This is a genomic window from Salicola sp. AFF1 (assembly GCF_056783195.1).
The window spans coordinates 11,283-28,489 of the sequence record NZ_JBXAYL010000001.1 but is presented as its reverse complement, the minus strand read 5'-3'; the positions used below and the strand labels follow the sequence as shown (position 1 = coordinate 28,489).

Below are 17,207 nucleotides of genomic sequence, written 5' to 3'. Positions count from 1 at the left end.
AGACCCCCTTACTTCTGAGCTTTCTTCTGAGCAGCGGCTTCTTTTTCAGCCCGTACCTGCTCCAGGCCACCCAGGATTTCACCCTTAAAGATCCAGACTTTAACGCCAATGATCCCGTAGGTGGTGTAGGCCTCGTAGTGCGCGTAGTCGATGTCTGCACGCAGCGTGTGCAGCGGTACACGACCTTCCCGGTACCACTCGGTACGAGCAATCTCGGAGCCGCCAAGGCGCCCACTGGCCTGAATCCGAATCCCTTTCGCGCCCTGGCGCATCGCGTTCTGCACGGCCCGCTTCAGGGCACGCCGGAACATCACACGCCGCTCCAGCTGGTTCGCGACACTCTGAGCCGCCAGCTTCGCATCAAGATCGGGCTTGCGGATTTCTTCAATATTGACGTGCACGGGCACGCCCATCATATCCGTCAGCTCTTTCCGGAGCTTGTCAACGTCTTCGCCCTTCTTGCCAATCACGATCCCGGGCCGAGCGGTATGGATCGTGATCCGAGCGTTCTGCGCCGGGCGTTCAATCAAAATCCGGCTGACCGAAGCCTTCTCGAGCCGACGGTTGAGGAACTCACGAACCTCAATGTCTTTCAGCAGATTCTGGGCGTAAGCCCCTTTCTCCGCGTACCAGACCGAGTTGTGCTCCTTGACAACGCCAAGCCTGATACCGGTTGGATGTACTTTGTGACCCATCGGGTATCTCCTACTCGTCCGAAACCTTGACGGTGATGTGGCACGTACGCTTCAGGATCCGATCCGCACGGCCCTTGGCCCGTGCCTGGATGCGCTTCAGCGTTGGCCCCTCGTCCACACAGATGGTTGCCAATCGCAACTCATCCACGTCCAGGCCTTCGTTATGCTCGGCGTTGGCAATCGCAGACTCGAGGGTCTTGCGAATGATCCCGGCCGCTTTCTTCGGTGTGAACGCCAGTGTATTCAGCGCTTCCTCGACACTCTTGCCACGGACCAAGTCTGCGACAAGACGAGCTTTCTGAGCCGAGAGTCGAGCGCCTTTGGTTTTAGCCGCTACTTCCATCGTTAAATCCCCTCAGAATCAGCGTTTTTTCGCTTTCTTGTCGGCAGCATGCCCGCGGAACGTGCGTGTCGCGGCAAACTCGCCCAGTTTGTGACCAACCATTTCCTCAGTAATCATTACCGGCACGTGTTGACGCCCGTTATGAACGGCAATGGTCAGCCCTACCATCTCCGGAAACACCGTGGAGCGGCGCGACCAGGTCTTGATCGGCTTACGGCTGTTATTTTCCAGAGCTGCCTCAACCTTCTTCAGCAGATGCAGGTCTATAAAAGGACCTTTCTTCAGAGAACGTGGCACAGCTTCTTCCCCTAAACGTTATTTCTTGGCCGAACGACGACGTACGATCATCTTGTCAGTACGCTTGTTCTTACGAGTCTTATGTCCTTTGGTGGGAATCCCCCAGGGTGTAACTGGGTGACGCCCGCCAGAGGTACGCCCTTCACCACCGCCATGCGGATGGTCAATTGGGTTCATAGCAACACCGCGCACTGTTGGCCGCTTGCCACGCCAACGTGTTGCACCCGCTTTGCCCGACTGCTTGAGGCTGTGCTCGCTGTTGGATACCTCCCCCAGCGTGGCACGACTCCCAGCCGGAACCTTGCGCATCTCGCCTGAACGCAGCCGAATGGTTGCGTAGTTGCCTTCACGCGCCACCAGTTGCACGGACGCGCCGGCACTGCGAGCGATCTGGGCCCCTTTACCAGGCTTAATCTCAACGCAATGGATCACCGAGCCCAAGGGAATATTGCGCAGCGGCAGGCTGCTGCCTGTCCGTATCGGCGCATCCGAACCGGATTGGACCCGATCCCCCTGTTTCAACCCCTTGGGCGCGATAATGTAACGCCGTTCCCCATCCTGGTACTTCACCAGCGCAATATGAGCGGAACGGTTCGGATCGTATTCCAGGCGCTCTACTTCTCCGGGAATACCATCCTTATTACGCTTGAAATCAATATGACGGTAATGGCGCTTATGGCCACCCCCGATGTGCCGGGACGTAATCCGGCCGTTATTGTTGCGGCCGCCGGTTTTGCTGAGCTTGGTCACCAGCGCGGCGTAGGGCGCACCCTTGTGAAGGTCAGGATTGCGGACCTTGATGAGGTGGCGACGACCGGGTGACGTCGGCTTGGTTTTATCAATCGACATGTCTGTAACCCCTCAACTTATTCCACGTCCATGAAGTCAATATCCTGACCGTCAGCCAGGCGTACGTACGCCTTACGCAGCGCATCGCGCTTGCCCACGCCATGGATGGTGCGCTTATTCTTACCCTTGCGATTGCTGACCTGGACCTTGACGACGTCAACATTGAAAAGCTGCTCTACCGCCTTGCGGATCTCGGGCTTGGTCGCATCAGGAGCAACCTTGAAAACGACCTGGCCCTGATCGCCAACCATGGTGGCCTTCTCAGAGACCAGCGGGCCGAGCAGAACCTTATAAATTCGCTCCTGATTCATCCCAGCATCTCCTCAAACTGCTTGAGCGCATCCACAGTAACCACGACGTGGTTGTGGGCTACGAGACTCACCGGATCCACGCCCCGGACATCGGAGACCGCAACATTCGGAATATTGCGCGACGCCAACTCAAGATTGCGCTCCACGGAGGTGGAAACAATCAGTGCGTCCTGCTGAACACCAAGCTCATTGAGCTTAGCACTGAAAACCTTGGTGCGGGGCTCGTCCGGCGTAATGGCATCCACAACCACAAGGCGTTCCTGGCGCACAAGCTCGGAGAGAATCGAGCGCAACGCGCCCCGATACATCTTCTTGTTCACCTTCTGGGAATAGTCCCTGGGACGCGCCGCAAAGGTTGTGCCACCGGCACGCCAGATCGGGCTTCGAATAGTGCCGGCACGGGCCCTGCCCGTGCCCTTCTGGCGCCAGGGCTTCTTACCACCACCGCTGACTTCGGAGCGCGTTTTCTGTTTGCTGGTCCCCTGGCGGCCGGCCGCGAGATAGGCGGTCACCACCTGGTGCACCAGCGATTCATTGAATTCTTTACCAAAAGCGGCATCCGATACCTGAACGCCGTTACCGCTTCCTGTCACTGTCAGTTCCATCACGCCACCCCTTAGGCTTTCACTGCGGGCTTGATGATCAGGTCACCGCCATTGGCGCCAGGGACAGGCCCTTTAACCAGCAGCAGATTCCGCTCGGCATCCACGCGCACGATCTCAATGTTCTGAGTGGTCACGCGCGCATTACCCATCTGCCCGGACATCTTCTTGCCTTTAAAGACGCGCCCCGGAGACTGGCATTGACCAATGGAGCCCGGCTTACGATGCGCCACTGAGTTACCGTGGGTATTATCTTGCGTGGAGAAGTTCCAGCGCTTAACAGTGCCGGCAAAGCCCTTGCCCTTGGACTGGCCCGTCACATCGATTGCCTGACCGTCTTCGAATTGGGACACATCAAGCTCGGATCCGGGCTTGAGCTCAGCCTCTTCCGTCTGCTCTTGCAGCCGGAACTCCCAGAGACTGCGCCCTGCTTCAACACCGTTCTTCGCGAAATGACCGGCTTCGGGCTTGTTAATCCGATTCGCACGGCGGGCACCGGTAGTCACCTGGACCGCACGGTAGCCATCACGTTCGGGCGTCTTGATTTCGGTGACCCGGTTGGAATCAACCTCGATCACCGTGACGGGGATGGAGTTACCCTCGTCGGTAAAAATACGAGTCATACCGGCCTTGCGGCCGACAACACCAATCGCCATTGTTCACCTCTTAGTGTACGGGGCTTCAACCCTCTATGGCCTGAAAGACAGTTACACTCTGAGGGGTTAACTAGAGCGTTAACCCAGGCTGATCTGCACGTCCACTCCGGCGGCGAGATCGAGCTTCATCAGAGCATCGACTGTCTTTTCGGTAGGCTCAACGATATCCAGTAGACGCTTATGCGTCCGGATCTCATACTGGTCACGCGCATCCTTATTAACGTGCGGCGAGACCAGAATGGTGTACTTCTCTTTCCGGGTCGGCAGAGGTATAGGACCCCGAACCTGAGCACCAGTCCGTTTTGCCGTATCGACAATTTCCTGGGTGGACTGATCGATCAGGCGGTAGTCAAACGCCTTCAACCGGATTCTGATTTTTTGGCTTTGCATGTTGCACCAAACTCCAATCGTTGTTGGCAGCTCGTTTAAGCCGACCCGTAAAAAGGATGCGCATTATAGGGCGCATACGAGACGGAGTCAAGCTACGGGCTGCTCCAGAGAATCCGTTACAGGGTTAGACCCTGAAACCAAAAAAGGGGCTGCGCGCCGGCAACCCCTTTTCCAGGGCGAGGAACCGATTATTCGATAATCTTGGTCACCACGCCGGCACCGACAGTCCGGCCGCCTTCGCGTACCGCAAAGCGCAGACCGTCTTCCATCGCAATCGGCGCGATCAGCGTTGCCGTGAGCCTGACGTTATCGCCCGGCATCACCATCTCAACGTCTTCCGGAAGCTCACAGGTACCTGTTACGTCCGTGGTCCGGAAGTAGAACTGGGGCCGATAGCCGGTGAAGAACGGCGTATGACGACCACCCTCGTCCTTGCTCAGGATGTAGATCTCACCCTCGAACTTGGTGTGGGGTGTGATCGTGCCCGGCTGAGCCAGAACCTGGCCGCGCTCTACCTCATCGCGCTTGGTGCCACGCAGCAGCGCCCCGATGTTCTCACCCGCACGCCCTTCGTCGAGCATCTTGCGGAACATCTCAACGCCCGTGCACACCGTCTTCTGCGTCTCACGCAGACCCACGATCTCCACGTCGGACCCGGTCTTGAGCACACCACGCTCGACTCGGCCGGTGACAACCGTGCCACGCCCGGAGATAGAGAACACGTCCTCAATCGGCATCAGGAACGGCTGATCCACGGCACGCTCTGGCTCCGGAATGTGCCCGTCCATTTCCTTGATCAGGTTCGCCACCGCGGTGGTGCCGTAGCCGTTGTCGTCCTTGCCTTCCATCGCCATCAGCGCGGACCCGGTCACGATCGGCGTGTCGTCGCCCGGGAAGTCGTACTCGCTGAGCAGTTCCCGAACTTCCATTTCAACCAGCTCGAGCAGCTCTTCGTCGTCAACCTGATCGGCCTTGTTCAGGAACACCACAATGTTCGGCACCCCAACCTGACGCGACAGCAGGATGTGCTCACGAGTCTGCGGCATCGGGCCATCAGCGGCTGACACCACCAGAATCGCCGCATCCATCTGCGCCGCACCGGTGATCATGTTCTTAACGTAGTCGGCGTGGCCCGGGCAGTCGACGTGCGCGTAGTGACGCGACTCGGAGCCGTACTCAACGTGCGAGGTCGCGATGGTGATCCCGCGGTTTTTCTCTTCCGGCGCATTGTCGATCTGGTCAAACGCCCGCATTTCACCGCCGAACACCTCGGCGCTCACACGCGTCAGCGCTGCCGTCAGCGTCGTCTTGCCGTGGTCTACGTGACCAATGGTGCCCACGTTGATGTGCGGCTTATCTCTTTCGAATTTTTCCTTAGACACGATTCACCTCTTCGCTCTGTTCATTCAGTTCAATCAGTTCTTGTTCATGATCTCTTGCGCGATGCTGCTTGGCGCTTCCCCGTAATTGTGGAATTCCATCACGTAAGAGGCACGTCCCTGGGTTGTGGAACGCAGGTCGGTTGCATAGCCGAACATCTCGGACAGCGGCACCTCGGCACGGATCACCTTGCCTGCCGGCGTATCCTCCATGCCCTGGACCAGACCACGGCGACGGTTAAGGTCGCCGACAACGTCCCCCATGAACTCCTCGGGGGTCACCACTTCCACCTTCATGATGGGCTCAAGGAGCGCCGGATCCGCATCCAGCGCGCCCTGCTTCATGGCCATGGTACCGGCGACCTTGAAGGCCATCTCGTTGGAGTCCACATCGTGGTAGGAGCCGTCAAACAGGGTCGCCTTCACACCCAGGATCGGATATCCGGCCAGAACACCCGTCTGCATCTGCTCCTCGAGGCCCTGCTGCACGGCGGGGACGTATTCCTTGGGGACCACACCGCCAACGATCTTGTTCTCGAACAGGAACGTGGGGGAGTCCTCATCGTCCAGTGGCAGCGGTTCCAGCTTGACCCAGACATGGCCATACTGACCTCGACCACCGGACTGGCGAACGAATTTGCCTTCCACCTCGACCGGCTTGCGGATGCACTCGCGATAGGCCACCTGCGGTTTACCGATGTTGGCCTCTACCTTGAATTCCCGCTTAAGGCGGTCAACGATCACGTCCAGGTGCAGCTCACCCATACCGGAGATGATGGTCTGGCCGGATTCCTCATCGGTGTAAACGCGGAACGAGGGATCCTCCTGAGCCAGCTTGCCCAGCGCAGTACCCATCTTCTCCTGCTCGGCCTTGGACTTGGGCTCGACCGCAACAGAGATAACCGGCTCCGGGAACTCCATGCGTTCAAGCTCAATCTTATTCTTTTCATCGCAGAGCGTATCACCCGTGGTGATGTTCTTGAGCCCGATTGCAGCCGCGATGTCACCGGAGAACACTTCCTTGATCTCCTCACGGTCATTAGCGTGCATCTGCACCATCCGGCCAACGCGCTCTTTCTTCTGCTTGCTGGCGTTGTAAATCTGCGTCCCGGTCTCCAGCTTGCCCGAATAGACCCGGAAAAAGGTCAGCGTGCCCATGAAGGGATCGGTTGCGATCTTGAACGCCAGGGATGCGAAGGGTGCGTCGTCATCCGCGGAACGCGTTTCCTCGGTCCCGTCCTCGTCAACTTCACCCGTAATGGCACGCACCTCGTCAGGCGCCGGCAGGAACTCAAGCACGTTGTCCAGAAGCGCCTGGATGCCCTTGTTCTTAAACGCGGAACCACAGGTGGCCAGCACGATGTCGTTCTCGAGACAGCGGGCACGCAGACCCTGCTTGATCTGGTCGTCGGTCAGCTCACCGTTTTCAAGATAGGTTTCCATGAGCTCTTCATTGGCCTCAGCTGCCGCCTCGACCATCGCCTCCCGGGTTGCATCAGCTTCTTCCTTCAGCTCATCCGGGATCTCGGTCTGCTCATAGGTCATGCCCTGGTCCGCCTCATTCCAGTAGATCGCCTTCATACGCATGAGGTCGATAACACCCTGGAAGTTGTCCTCGGCGCCGATCGGCAGCTGAATCGGCACGGTAGTGGAGCCGAGACGCTCACGGATCTGATCCACGACGCGCGAGAAGTTGGCCCCGGCGCGGTCCATCTTGTTGACAAACACAAGCCGCGGAACATGGTATTTGTCCGCCTGGCGCCACACCGTTTCGGACTGGGGCTCGACGCCGGACGTGCCGCAAAAGACCACCACGGCACCGTCAAGCACACGCAGCGAGCGCTCAACCTCGATGGTGAAATCCACGTGACCGGGGGTGTCGATGATGTTGATCCGGTGCTCGTCGTACTGCTGGTCCATGCCGCGCCAGAACGCGGTCACGGCAGCGGAGGTGATGGTGATTCCGCGCTCCTGCTCCTGGGACATCCAGTCCGTAGTGGAGGCACCATCGTGGGTCTCACCCATCTTGTGGCTGCGACCGGTGTAGTAGAGAATCCGCTCGGTCGCGGTTGTCTTACCGGCGTCCACATGCGCGCAGACGCCGATATTGCGGTAACGTTTGATCGGTGTTTTACGTGCCACTTCAGATACCTCGGTCGATTAGAAGCGATAGTGGGAAAAGGCTTTGTTGGCCTCGGCCATACGGTGCACATCTTCCCGTTTCTTGACCGCAGCACCCTTGCTGCCAGCCGCATCAAGCATCTCGCCGGCAAGCCGCTGTACCATGGACTTTTCACCGCGCTTGCGTGAATAATCCACGAGCCAGCGCATCGCGAGCGCCACCTGGCGGGACGGCCTGACCTCAACCGGAACCTGGTAGGTCGCACCGCCAACGCGGCGGGACTTCACCTCGACCATGGGCTGGATGTTTTCCAGCGCGGTCTCGAAGACCTCAAGTGGCTCTTGGTTGTTCTTTTCCGCAACAATGTCCAACGCGCCGTAGACAATGCGCTCGGCTACAGCTTTCTTGCCGTCCACCATCACGTGGTTGATGAACTTCGCCAGCCGCTCACTGTTGAATTTCGGATCCGGGATAACTTCCCGCTTGGTTGCTATGCGTTTTCTTGGCATCGATAAGCCCTCAGTAAAAGTGTCAGGTCTTCAGGTTGTTCCGGAATGAAGCGCACGCCTGCGCCACCCGGCCTTACTCTTATCGGCACTTACGATCCCTAGCGACCGTTTGCCAGCGATAAAAGAAAGCCTGCTGAATCACTGTTGTTAAAACCGAAGTCCGGATCAGGACTTCGGACGCTTGGTTCCGTACTTCGAACGCCCCTGGCGGCGGTTCTGAACACCCTGGGTATCCAGTGTCCCGCGCACGGTGTGATAGCGCACACCCGGGAGGTCCTTGACTCGCCCGCCACGGATCAACACCACACTGTGCTCCTGAAGGTTGTGGCCTTCACCACCGATATAGGAGGCGACCTCATGCCCGTTGGTCAGCCGAACACGGCAGACCTTACGAAGCGAGGAGTTCGGCTTCTTCGGGGTTGTGGTGTAGACGCGGGTGCACACGCCCCGCCGCTGAGGACAGCCCTGCAGCGCCGGCACGTCGGTCTTAGCAGCCCGGCGTTTACGCGGCTTTCGAACCAACTGGTTAATGGTTGCCATCTAGATTAACTCCGGTTTTCAGACGGTTTTGCCCTGTCTGGGCGATTCAGTGAGGGACGCAAGTTTAAGTCTGCGCCCCCCGCCAGTCAAGATAACTGGTTACTTATTGAGCTCTGCACTCAATGCTTCGACCACATCGTCAGCACTGACCTGCTGCTCTGTCTCTTCACGGCGACGGCGGCGTTCCTCATGGTATGCCAGACCGGTACCCGCCGGAATCAAGCGGCCAACGACCACGTTCTCCTTGAGGCCACGCAGGTAATCCCGCTTGCCGGTAACAGCGCCTTCGGTCAGAACCCGCGTCGTCTCCTGGAACGACGCTGCCGAGATGAAGGATTCGGTTGCCAGCGAAGCCTTGGTAATGCCCAGCAGTTCGCGCTGGAATGTCGCCGGCTGCTTATCCTGTGCCTCTATGCGCTCGTTCTCTTCCATGACATGGGTGTATTCAACCTGGTCACCCGAGATGAAGCTGGTATCACCCGCATCAACGATGATGACCTTCCGCAGCATCTGGCGGCAGATCACCTCGATGTGCTTGTCATTCAGACCCACGCCCTGCAGACGGTAGACATCCTGAATCTCGTTGGTGATGTACTTCGCCAACTCGGTGATGCCCAGAAGCCGCAGTATGTCGTGTGGGTTCGACGGGCCATCGGAAATCAGTTCACCCTGCTCTACCGTTTCACCCTCGAAGACGTTCAGTTGCCGCCATTTCGGGATCAGGGTTTCGTAGGGGTCACCATCCTTCGGTGTAATCACAAGGCGCTTCTTGCCCTTGGTCTCCTTACCAAAGGAGACCACACCACTGACTTCCGCAAGAATAGCCGGATCCTTGGGCTTGCGCGCCTCAAACAGGTCGGCGACCCGCGGCAGACCCCCCGTGATGTCACGTGTGCCGGTGGTTTCCTGCGGAATCCGGGCAATCACGTCACCCAGTTCAATGGAATCCCCTTCGCGCAGCGTCACGAGCGCGTTCGCCGGCATTGAGTAATGCGCTGGCGAGCCACCCGCAAGGGTCACCGGTTCGCCGGTTTCGTCCACCAGCTCTACGGCGGGCTTCAGGTCCTTACCAGAGGCAGGCCGGTCGTTCGGGTCCATGACCTCGATGGTCGACAGACCTGTGAGTTCGTCAGTCTGCGTGCGGACCGTGATGTTCTCTTCAATGTTGAGCAACCGGACCTTACCCACTGCCTCGGCGATAACTGGGTGCGTGTGGGGATCCCACTTCGCCGCCACGGCTCCCGCATCGACCTGGTCCCCTTCGTTCACCTCAAGCACAGCACCATAGGGGAGCTTGTACCATTCACGCTCACGCCCGTGTTCATCGGCGATCGCCAGCGCGGAGGAGCGGGTAACCACCACCTGTGTCCCATCACTCTTCTCGATGGACTTGAGGTTGTGCAGCCGCACCTTACCGCCGTGCTTGACCTGGATGTTGTCCGTCGCTGAAGCCCGGCTCGCGGCACCGCCAATGTGGAAGGTCCGCATGGTGAGCTGGGTCCCTGGCTCGCCAATCGACTGGGCGCCAATAACACCAACAGCTTCGCCCACGTTCACCTGGTGGCCCCGCGCAAGGTCACGCCCATAGCACTTCGAACAAATGCCGTAGCGGGTGTGGCAGGTGATCGCAGAGCGAACCCAGACTTCGTCAACACCGGCGCGTTCGACCTTTTCAACCAGCTTCTCGTCCAGCAGAGTTCCGGCTTCGACTACCGGATTCTTCTTATCACCCGGCGTAAACACGTCCTTGGCCGTAACACGGCCCAGAACCCGGTCGCCCAGCGGCACGACCACGTCGCCACCCTCGACCAGCGGCGTCATCAGGATGCCGTCGTCGGTGCCGCAATCCTCTTCGGTCACCACCAGGTCCTGGGAAACGTCCACCAGACGGCGGGTCAGGTAGCCGGAGTTGGCCGTCTTGAGGGCAGTGTCGGCCAGCCCCTTACGCGCGCCGTGAGTCGAGATGAAGTACTGCAGTACGTTCAGGCCTTCACGGAAGTTCGCAGTGATCGGGGTCTCGATGATCGAACCGTCCGGCTTGGCCATCAAGCCGCGCATGCCAGAAAGCTGACGGATCTGGGCCGGGGAACCCCTGGCGCCGGAATCGGCCATGATGTAAACCGAGTTGAACGACTCCTGGGTCAGCTCCTCGCCATTTTCGTCCTTCGCCACCTCACCTTCGGGGGTGATGACCTGTTCCTTGCTCAGGCGGTCCATCATGGCGTTGGAGACCTGGTCATTGGCCCGCGCCCAGATGTCGATCACCTTGTTGTACTTCTCGCCCTGAGTCAGCAGGCCGGAGGCGAACTGCTGCTCGATCTCCATGACCTCGGATTCGGCTTCTTCGATCAGGGTGTACTTTTCCTGTGGTACCTCGAAATCGTTCACGCCGATGGAACAGCCGGAAACGGTCGAGAAGTGGAAACCGGTGTACATCAACTGGTCGGCAAAAACCACGGTTTCCTTCAGCCCCACTTCGCGGTAGCAGGCATTGATCAGCTTGGAGATCTGCTTCTTGGCCATTGCCTGGTTGACCAGGCTGAACGGCAGGCCTTCCGGGGTGATGTTATAGAGCATGGCCCTCCCGACCGTGGTCTCCTGGATGCTGGTTTCCACATGACGGTCACCCGTCTCATCATCCAGATCAACCTCGGTAACACGGACACGGACCCTCGCCTGCAGATCCACTTCTCCGGCACCGAAGGCGCGCTCAACCTCATCCAGATCGGCGAAGATACGGCCTTCACCTTCTGCCCGCAGACGCTCACGCGTCATGTAGTACAGTCCCAGAACCACGTCCTGTGACGGCACAATGATGGGCTCACCATTGGCCGGCGACAGCACGTTGTTGGTCGACATCATGAGTGCCCGGGACTCAAGCTGCGATTCCAGCGTCAGGGGCAGATGCACCGCCATCTGGTCGCCGTCAAAGTCGGCGTTGTAGGGCGCACAGACCAGCGGATGCAGCTGGATGGCCTTGCCTTCGATCAGCACTGGCTCGAAGGCCTGGATACCCAGACGGTGCAATGTCGGCGCCCGGTTCAGCAGCACCGGATGTTCGCGGATCACCTCTTCCAGGATGTCCCAGACAAGGCTTTCTTCGCGCTCGACCATCTTCTTGGCCGCCTTGATGGTGGTGGCGTGGCCGCGATGCTCGAGCTTGGAGAAGATGAAGGGCTTGAACAGCTCCAGTGCCATCTTCTTCGGGATACCGCACTGATGGAGCTTGAGGTAGGGGCCGACCACGATGACCGAGCGCCCGGAGTAATCCACACGCTTGCCCAGCAGGTTCTGACGGAAACGGCCCTGCTTGCCCTTGATCATGTCCGCAAGCGACTTCAGCGGGCGCTTGTTGGACCCGGTGATGGCACGTCCACGACGGCCATTGTCCAGCAGTGCGTCCACGGACTCCTGCAGCATGCGCTTCTCGTTGCGCACGATGATGTCCGGCGCATTCAGTTCAAGCAGCCGCTTGAGACGGTTGTTACGGTTAATCACCCGCCGATAGAGGTCATTCAGGTCCGAGGTGGCAAAACGGCCACCGTCGAGCGGAACCAGCGGGCGCAGATCCGGTGGCAGCACCGGCAGCACTTCCATGATCATCCACTGCGGGTTGTTCCCGGAGTAGTAGAAAGCCTCCATCAGCTTCAGCCGCTTGGAAAGCTTCTTGATCTTGGTTTCGGAAGCGGTCTGCGGCATTTCCTCGCGCAGCTTCTCGATCTCTTCACCGAGATCGATATCACCAAGCATTTCCTTGACCGCTTCCGCACCCATACGGGCGTCGAATTCATCGCCGAATTCCTCAAGCGCTTCATAGTACTGCTCATCGTTAAGCAGTTGGCCGCGCTCGAGTGTCGTCATGCCCGGGTCGATAACGATAAAGGATTCGAAATACAGCACACGCTCGATGTCGCGCAGGGTCATGTCCAGCATCAGACCAATGCGCGAGGGCAACGATTTGAGGAACCAGATATGGGCTACCGGCGCGGCAAGCTCGATATGCCCCATACGCTCACGGCGCACACTTGCCAGGGCAACCTCAACACCGCATTTTTCACAGATCACACCACGATGCTTGAGGCGCTTGTACTTGCCGCACAGGCACTCATAGTCCTTAACTGGCCCGAAGATCTTGGCACAGAACAGCCCGTCACGTTCCGGCTTGAACGTCCGGTAGTTGATGGTTTCCGGCTTTTTGACTTCCCCAAAGGACCAGGACCGGATCATTTCCGGAGAAGCGAGGCCAATCCGGATGGAATCGAATTCCTGTTTCTGATTCTGGTTCTTCAGCAGGTTGAGCAGGTCTTTCATAATATTGGCTCCGGAGCGTTAATCACTGGCGGTGACGTTGTGCCACCGCCGTCGCTGCCAAACAGGTTTCGGGTCAGTCCGTCTCGAGATCAATGTCGAGGCCGAGCGACCGGATTTCCTTAACCAGAACATTGAAGGACTCGGGCATGCCCGGCTCCATGCGATGGTCACCATCGACAATGTTCTTGTACATCTTGGTGCGGCCGTTCACGTCGTCAGACTTGACGGTCAGCATCTCCTGAAGGGTATAGGCAGCGCCATAGGCCTCCAGAGCCCAGACCTCCATCTCCCCGAAGCGCTGGCCACCGAACTGCGCCTTGCCGCCCAGCGGCTGCTGGGTCACCAGGCTGTAGGAACCGGTCGCACGGGCGTGCATCTTGTCCTCGACCAGGTGGTTCAGCTTGAGCATGTACATATAGCCCACGGTCACAGGACGGTCAAAGGCATCACCGCTACGGCCATCAAACAGCTTGACCTGGCCACTGGTATCCATGTCCGCAAGCTCGAGCATCTTCTTGATCTCGGCCTCATTGGCACCATCAAACACCGCGGTACCCATGGGAACACCACCGCGCAGGTTGTTCGCCATGTTGAGGATCTCATCGTCGCTGAGCTCGTCGAGGTTAACCTCGGGCGTATCCGTCCCGTTGTAGATCTCGTCAAGGAAGCTGCGGATCTCGCTGACGTTCTTCTGCTGCTCCAGCATGGTGTTGATCTTGTCGCCCAGTCCACGCGCCGCAGCGCCCAGATGGGTTTCCAGCACCTGCCCGACGTTCATCCGCGAGGGAACGCCCAGTGGGTTCAGAACCACATCCACAGGCTCGCCCTGTTCATCAAAGGGCATATCCTCGGTCGGCATAATGGAGGAGATCACACCCTTGTTACCGTGACGGCCCGCCATCTTGTCACCAGACTGGATGCGGCTCTTCACCGCCAGATAGACCTTCACGATCTTGAGGACGCCCGGCGCCAGGTCGTCGCCCTGCTGGATCTTCTCCTTCTTGACCTCAAAGCGCTGCTCCTGGTCCTGGCGACGTTCTTCCAGTTGCTCCTCGGCGCGCTCAAGCATGTCGTTCAGCGAGTCTTCCTGCATGCGCAGCTTGAACCACTGATCCGATTTGAGCTCATCCAGGTACTCACCGGTGAGGGTATCCCCTTTCTTCAGGCCCGGCGCGCTGACCACCGTCTGCCCTTCAAGCGCGCTCCTGAGGCGCTCAAAGGTGGCCGTTTCAACAATCCGGTACTCGTCTTTCAGGTCCTTACGGAAGGCATTGAGCTCGTCCTGCTCAATCGACAGGGCACGCTGGTCCTTCTCCACGCCATCCCGCGTGAACACCTGCACATCGATGACAGTGCCGCGCTTGCCGGTGGGCATGCGCAGTGAGGTGTCCTTAACGTCCGACGCTTTCTCGCCGAAGATCGCGCGCAGCAGCTTCTCCTCGGGCGTAAGCTGGGTTTCACCTTTCGGCGTTACCTTGCCTACGAGAATATCGCCAGCGTCCACTTCCGCGCCAATGTAAACGACACCGGATTCGTCAAGCTTGGACAGTGCCTGTTCACCAACATTCGGAATGTCCGCACTGATCTCTTCCGAGCCCAGCTTGGTATCCCGGGCGACACAGGTCAGCTCCTGGATATGGATCGTGGTCAGCCGGTCTTCCTGCGCAACACGCTCCGAAATGAGGATGGAGTCCTCAAAGTTATAGCCGTTCCACGGCATGAAGGCGATACGCATGTTCTGACCCAGTGCCAGCTCGCCAAGATCCACGGAAGGCCCATCGGCAAGGATGTCACCACGCTCAACCTCGTGACCGCGACTGACGATGGGCCGCTGGTTACTGCAGGTGTTCTGGTTCGAGCGCGTGTACTTGGTCAGATTGTAGATGTCGACGCCCGCATCACCGGCACTTGTCTCGTCATCACGGACACGGACCACCACACGGGAGGCGTCCACGCTCTCGATCACGCCGCCACGCTCCGCCGCGACACACACGCCCGAGTCTTTGGCGACAATGCGTTCCATTCCCGTGCCCACAAGCGGCTTGTCGGCGCGCAGTGTCGGAACTGCCTGGCGCTGCATGTTGGAGCCCATAAGGGCACGGTTCGCGTCGTCGTGTTCCAGAAATGGAATAATCGCGGCCGCAACCGACACCACCTGTCTCGGAGAAACGTCCATGAAGTTGACTTTCTCCGGCGGCATGACGGTGAACTCGTTCTTGTGCCGGACCGTCACCAGCTCATCCGAGAGCTTGCCGCTGTCATCAAGCTTGGCGCTCGCCTGGGCGATGATGTAGTTGCTTTCCTCAATGGCGGACAGATACACGATCTCATCCGTCACCTGGCCATCGATCACCTTACGGTACGGGCTTTCGAGGAAGCCGTACTTGTTGGTCTGTGTATAGGTGGCCAGGGAGTTGATCAGGCCGATGTTCGGCCCTTCAGGCGTCTCGATTGGACAGACACGCCCATAGTGGGTCGGGTGCACGTCCCGCACCTCGAAGCCAGCCCGTTCACGTGTCAGACCTCCCGGCCCAAGTGCCGAAACACGCCGCTTGTGCGTTACTTCGGACAGTGGGTTGTTCTGGTCCATGAACTGAGACAGTTGGCTGGAGCCGAAGAATTCCTTGATGGCCGCCCCGACCGGCTTGGCATTGATCAGATCCTGCGGCATCAGCCCTTCGCTCTCGGCTAGGCTCAGCCGTTCACGCACGGCCCGCTCAACGCGCACCAGCCCAACACGGAACTGGTTCTCCGCCATCTCACCCACACAGCGGATACGACGGTTGCCCAGGTTGTCGATGTCGTCGGTCTCACCCTTGCCGTTGCGGATGTCCACGAGCGTGCGCAGCACATCCACGATGTCCTGCTCCTCAAGGACACCGGAGCCTTCAAGCTCCTCCCGTCCAAGGCGACGGTTGAGCTTCATGCGGCCCACGGCCGACAGGTCATAGCGCTCTTCCGAGAAGAACAGGTTGTTGAAAAGCGTTTCCGCCGATTCTTTGGTCGGCGGCTCACCTGGACGCATCATGCGGTAGATTTCGACCAATGCCTCCAGCTGGTTGCGGGAGGGGTCGATCCTCAGTGTATCGGAAATGAAGGGCCCGCAATCCAGGTCATTGGTGTAGATGGTTTCAATGGACTCAATGCCTGCTTCCTCGAGCTTTTCAAGGTGCTCCTCGGTCAGCTCGGTATTGCACTCGATGATCACCTCACCGGTGCTTTCATCCACAATGTCATGAGCCACGACCCGGCTGTGGAGATAGGAGCGCGGCACCTCAAGCTCGGTAACCCCGGCTTTCTCCAGCTGACGGATGTGGCGGGCCGTCACTCGGCGTCCATTCTCTACGACGACATTGCCTTCCTGGTCGGTGATGTCGAAGGTTGCAATGTCACCACGGAGCCGGCTGGGAACGAGCTCGAGCTTGCATGACTCCTTACCCAGCGTGAAACGGCTGGTATCAAAGAACATGTCCAGGATCTGCTCAGAGGTATAGCCCAGCGCACGCAGCAGGATCGTCGCCGGGAGCTTGCGCCGGCGGTCGATCCGGACAAAGACGGAATCCTTGGGATCAAACTCAAAGTCCAGCCAGGAGCCCCGATACGGGATGACCCGCGCGGAATACAGGAGCTTGCCGGAGGAATGGGTCTTGCCTTTGTCATGGTCGAAGAACACACCGGGCGAACGATGAAGCTGGGACACAATCACCCGCTCAGTGCCATTGACCACGAAAGTGCCGTTTTCAGTCATCAAGGGCATTTCGCCCATGTAGACTTCCTGCTCTTTGATGTCCTTAACGGCCTTGTTGGAGGACTCCTTGTCGTAGATGACCAAGCGCACTTTCACGCGTAGCGGTGCTGCGTAGGTCACCCCCCGAAGCTGACATTCCTTGACGTCAAATGCCGGCTCGCTGAGCCGATAGCTGACATACTCCAGGGCCGCATTCCCCGAATAGCTGGTGATCGGGAAAACGGACTGAAACGCGGCATGCAAGCCCGTGTTCTTGCGATTGTCCGCGTCTGATTCAAGCTGCAGAAAGTCCCGGTAGGAGTCAATCTGCGTTGCAAGCAGAAACGGGACATCCATGACGGACGGCAACTTGCCAAACTCTTTGCGGAGTCGCTTTTTCTCGGTGTAGGAGTAAGTCATCTGCATTCCCCAGCTTCGGACTTAATAACTGGTATCTCCCGGCGTCGCCGGGATTC

Annotated in this window: 14 protein-coding genes; all 14 read right to left on the bottom strand. The window is 58.7% G+C overall.

Annotated features, from left to right (window positions below; translation table 11 throughout):
- Positions 1-8: 8 nt before the first annotated feature.
- On the bottom strand, positions 9-695 hold the full coding sequence (gene rpsC, locus AC1RQI_RS00155; protein ID WP_416633557.1) for a 30S ribosomal protein S3: 687 nt from the start codon (positions 693-695) through the stop codon (positions 9-11).
- 10 nt (positions 696-705) lie between these two features.
- Complete coding sequence (gene rplV, locus AC1RQI_RS00150) at positions 706-1,038, bottom strand: 50S ribosomal protein L22 (protein WP_416633556.1); 333 nt, start codon at positions 1,036-1,038, stop codon at positions 706-708.
- An 18-nt stretch (positions 1,039-1,056) separates the two neighbouring features.
- Positions 1,057-1,335, bottom strand: a complete 279-nt coding sequence (gene rpsS / locus AC1RQI_RS00145; protein WP_077529285.1) for a 30S ribosomal protein S19 — start codon at positions 1,333-1,335, stop codon at positions 1,057-1,059.
- Positions 1,336-1,353: 18 nt separating this feature from the next.
- The gene (gene rplB, locus AC1RQI_RS00140; RefSeq protein ID WP_416633555.1) at positions 1,354-2,184 is read right to left on the bottom strand and encodes a 50S ribosomal protein L2; all 831 of its coding nucleotides are present in this window, start codon (positions 2,182-2,184) and stop codon (positions 1,354-1,356) included.
- Between the two features lie 17 nt (positions 2,185-2,201).
- Entirely contained in the window at positions 2,202-2,495 is a 294-nt protein-coding gene (rplW, locus tag AC1RQI_RS00135; RefSeq protein ID WP_416633554.1) for a 50S ribosomal protein L23, read from the bottom strand.
- Complete coding sequence (gene rplD / locus AC1RQI_RS00130; protein WP_416633553.1) at positions 2,492-3,100, bottom strand: 50S ribosomal protein L4; 609 nt, start codon at positions 3,098-3,100, stop codon at positions 2,492-2,494. Before rplD ends, rplW begins: the two co-directional genes overlap by 4 nt.
- Before the next feature lie 11 nt (positions 3,101-3,111).
- Positions 3,112-3,753, bottom strand: a complete 642-nt coding sequence (gene rplC, locus AC1RQI_RS00125; protein WP_416633552.1) for a 50S ribosomal protein L3 — start codon at positions 3,751-3,753, stop codon at positions 3,112-3,114.
- A gap of 78 nt (positions 3,754-3,831) precedes the next feature.
- Positions 3,832-4,143, bottom strand: a complete 312-nt coding sequence (gene rpsJ / locus AC1RQI_RS00120) for a 30S ribosomal protein S10 (protein WP_041341420.1) — start codon at positions 4,141-4,143, stop codon at positions 3,832-3,834.
- 188 nt (positions 4,144-4,331) lie between these two features.
- A complete protein-coding gene (gene tuf, locus AC1RQI_RS00115; protein ID WP_416633540.1) occupies positions 4,332-5,525 on the bottom strand; it encodes an elongation factor Tu in 1,194 nt (397 codons plus the stop codon).
- 33 nt (positions 5,526-5,558) lie between these two features.
- Positions 5,559-7,664 (bottom strand): elongation factor G, encoded by a 2,106-nt coding sequence (gene fusA, locus AC1RQI_RS00110; protein WP_416633551.1) that lies wholly within the window; start codon positions 7,662-7,664, stop codon positions 5,559-5,561.
- A gap of 18 nt (positions 7,665-7,682) precedes the next feature.
- Positions 7,683-8,153, bottom strand: a complete 471-nt coding sequence (gene rpsG, locus AC1RQI_RS00105) for a 30S ribosomal protein S7 (protein WP_416633550.1) — start codon at positions 8,151-8,153, stop codon at positions 7,683-7,685.
- 165 nt (positions 8,154-8,318) lie between these two features.
- Positions 8,319-8,693: a 30S ribosomal protein S12 gene (rpsL, locus tag AC1RQI_RS00100; RefSeq protein ID WP_416633549.1), complete on the bottom strand. Its 375-nt coding sequence runs from the start codon at positions 8,691-8,693 to the stop codon at positions 8,319-8,321.
- Positions 8,694-8,792: 99 nt separating this feature from the next.
- Positions 8,793-13,004: a DNA-directed RNA polymerase subunit beta' gene (rpoC, locus tag AC1RQI_RS00095; RefSeq protein ID WP_481903166.1), complete on the bottom strand. Its 4,212-nt coding sequence runs from the start codon at positions 13,002-13,004 to the stop codon at positions 8,793-8,795.
- Between the two features lie 73 nt (positions 13,005-13,077).
- On the bottom strand, positions 13,078-17,151 hold the full coding sequence (gene rpoB / locus AC1RQI_RS00090) for a DNA-directed RNA polymerase subunit beta (RefSeq protein ID WP_481903165.1): 4,074 nt from the start codon (positions 17,149-17,151) through the stop codon (positions 13,078-13,080).
- Between the last annotated feature and the right edge of the window lie 56 nt (positions 17,152-17,207).

Coding starts and splice junctions, on each gene's coding strand:
- rpsC (WP_416633557.1), bottom strand. CDS start 695: ATGGGTCACAAAGTACATCCAACCGGTATCAGGCTTGGCGTTGTCAAG.
- rplV (WP_416633556.1), bottom strand. CDS start 1,038: ATGGAAGTAGCGGCTAAAACCAAAGGCGCTCGACTCTCGGCTCAGAAA.
- rplB (WP_416633555.1), bottom strand. CDS start 2,184: ATGTCGATTGATAAAACCAAGCCGACGTCACCCGGTCGTCGCCACCTC.
- rplW (WP_416633554.1), bottom strand. CDS start 2,495: ATGAATCAGGAGCGAATTTATAAGGTTCTGCTCGGCCCGCTGGTCTCT.
- rplD (WP_416633553.1), bottom strand. CDS start 3,100: ATGGAACTGACAGTGACAGGAAGCGGTAACGGCGTTCAGGTATCGGAT.
- rplC (WP_416633552.1), bottom strand. CDS start 3,753: ATGGCGATTGGTGTTGTCGGCCGCAAGGCCGGTATGACTCGTATTTTT.
- rpsJ (WP_041341420.1), bottom strand. CDS start 4,143: ATGCAAAGCCAAAAAATCAGAATCCGGTTGAAGGCGTTTGACTACCGC.
- rpsG (WP_416633550.1), bottom strand. CDS start 8,153: ATGCCAAGAAAACGCATAGCAACCAAGCGGGAAGTTATCCCGGATCCG.
- rpsL (WP_416633549.1), bottom strand. CDS start 8,693: ATGGCAACCATTAACCAGTTGGTTCGAAAGCCGCGTAAACGCCGGGCT.
- rpoC (WP_481903166.1), bottom strand. CDS start 13,004: ATGAAAGACCTGCTCAACCTGCTGAAGAACCAGAATCAGAAACAGGAA.
- rpoB (WP_481903165.1), bottom strand. CDS start 17,151: ATGACTTACTCCTACACCGAGAAAAAGCGACTCCGCAAAGAGTTTGGC.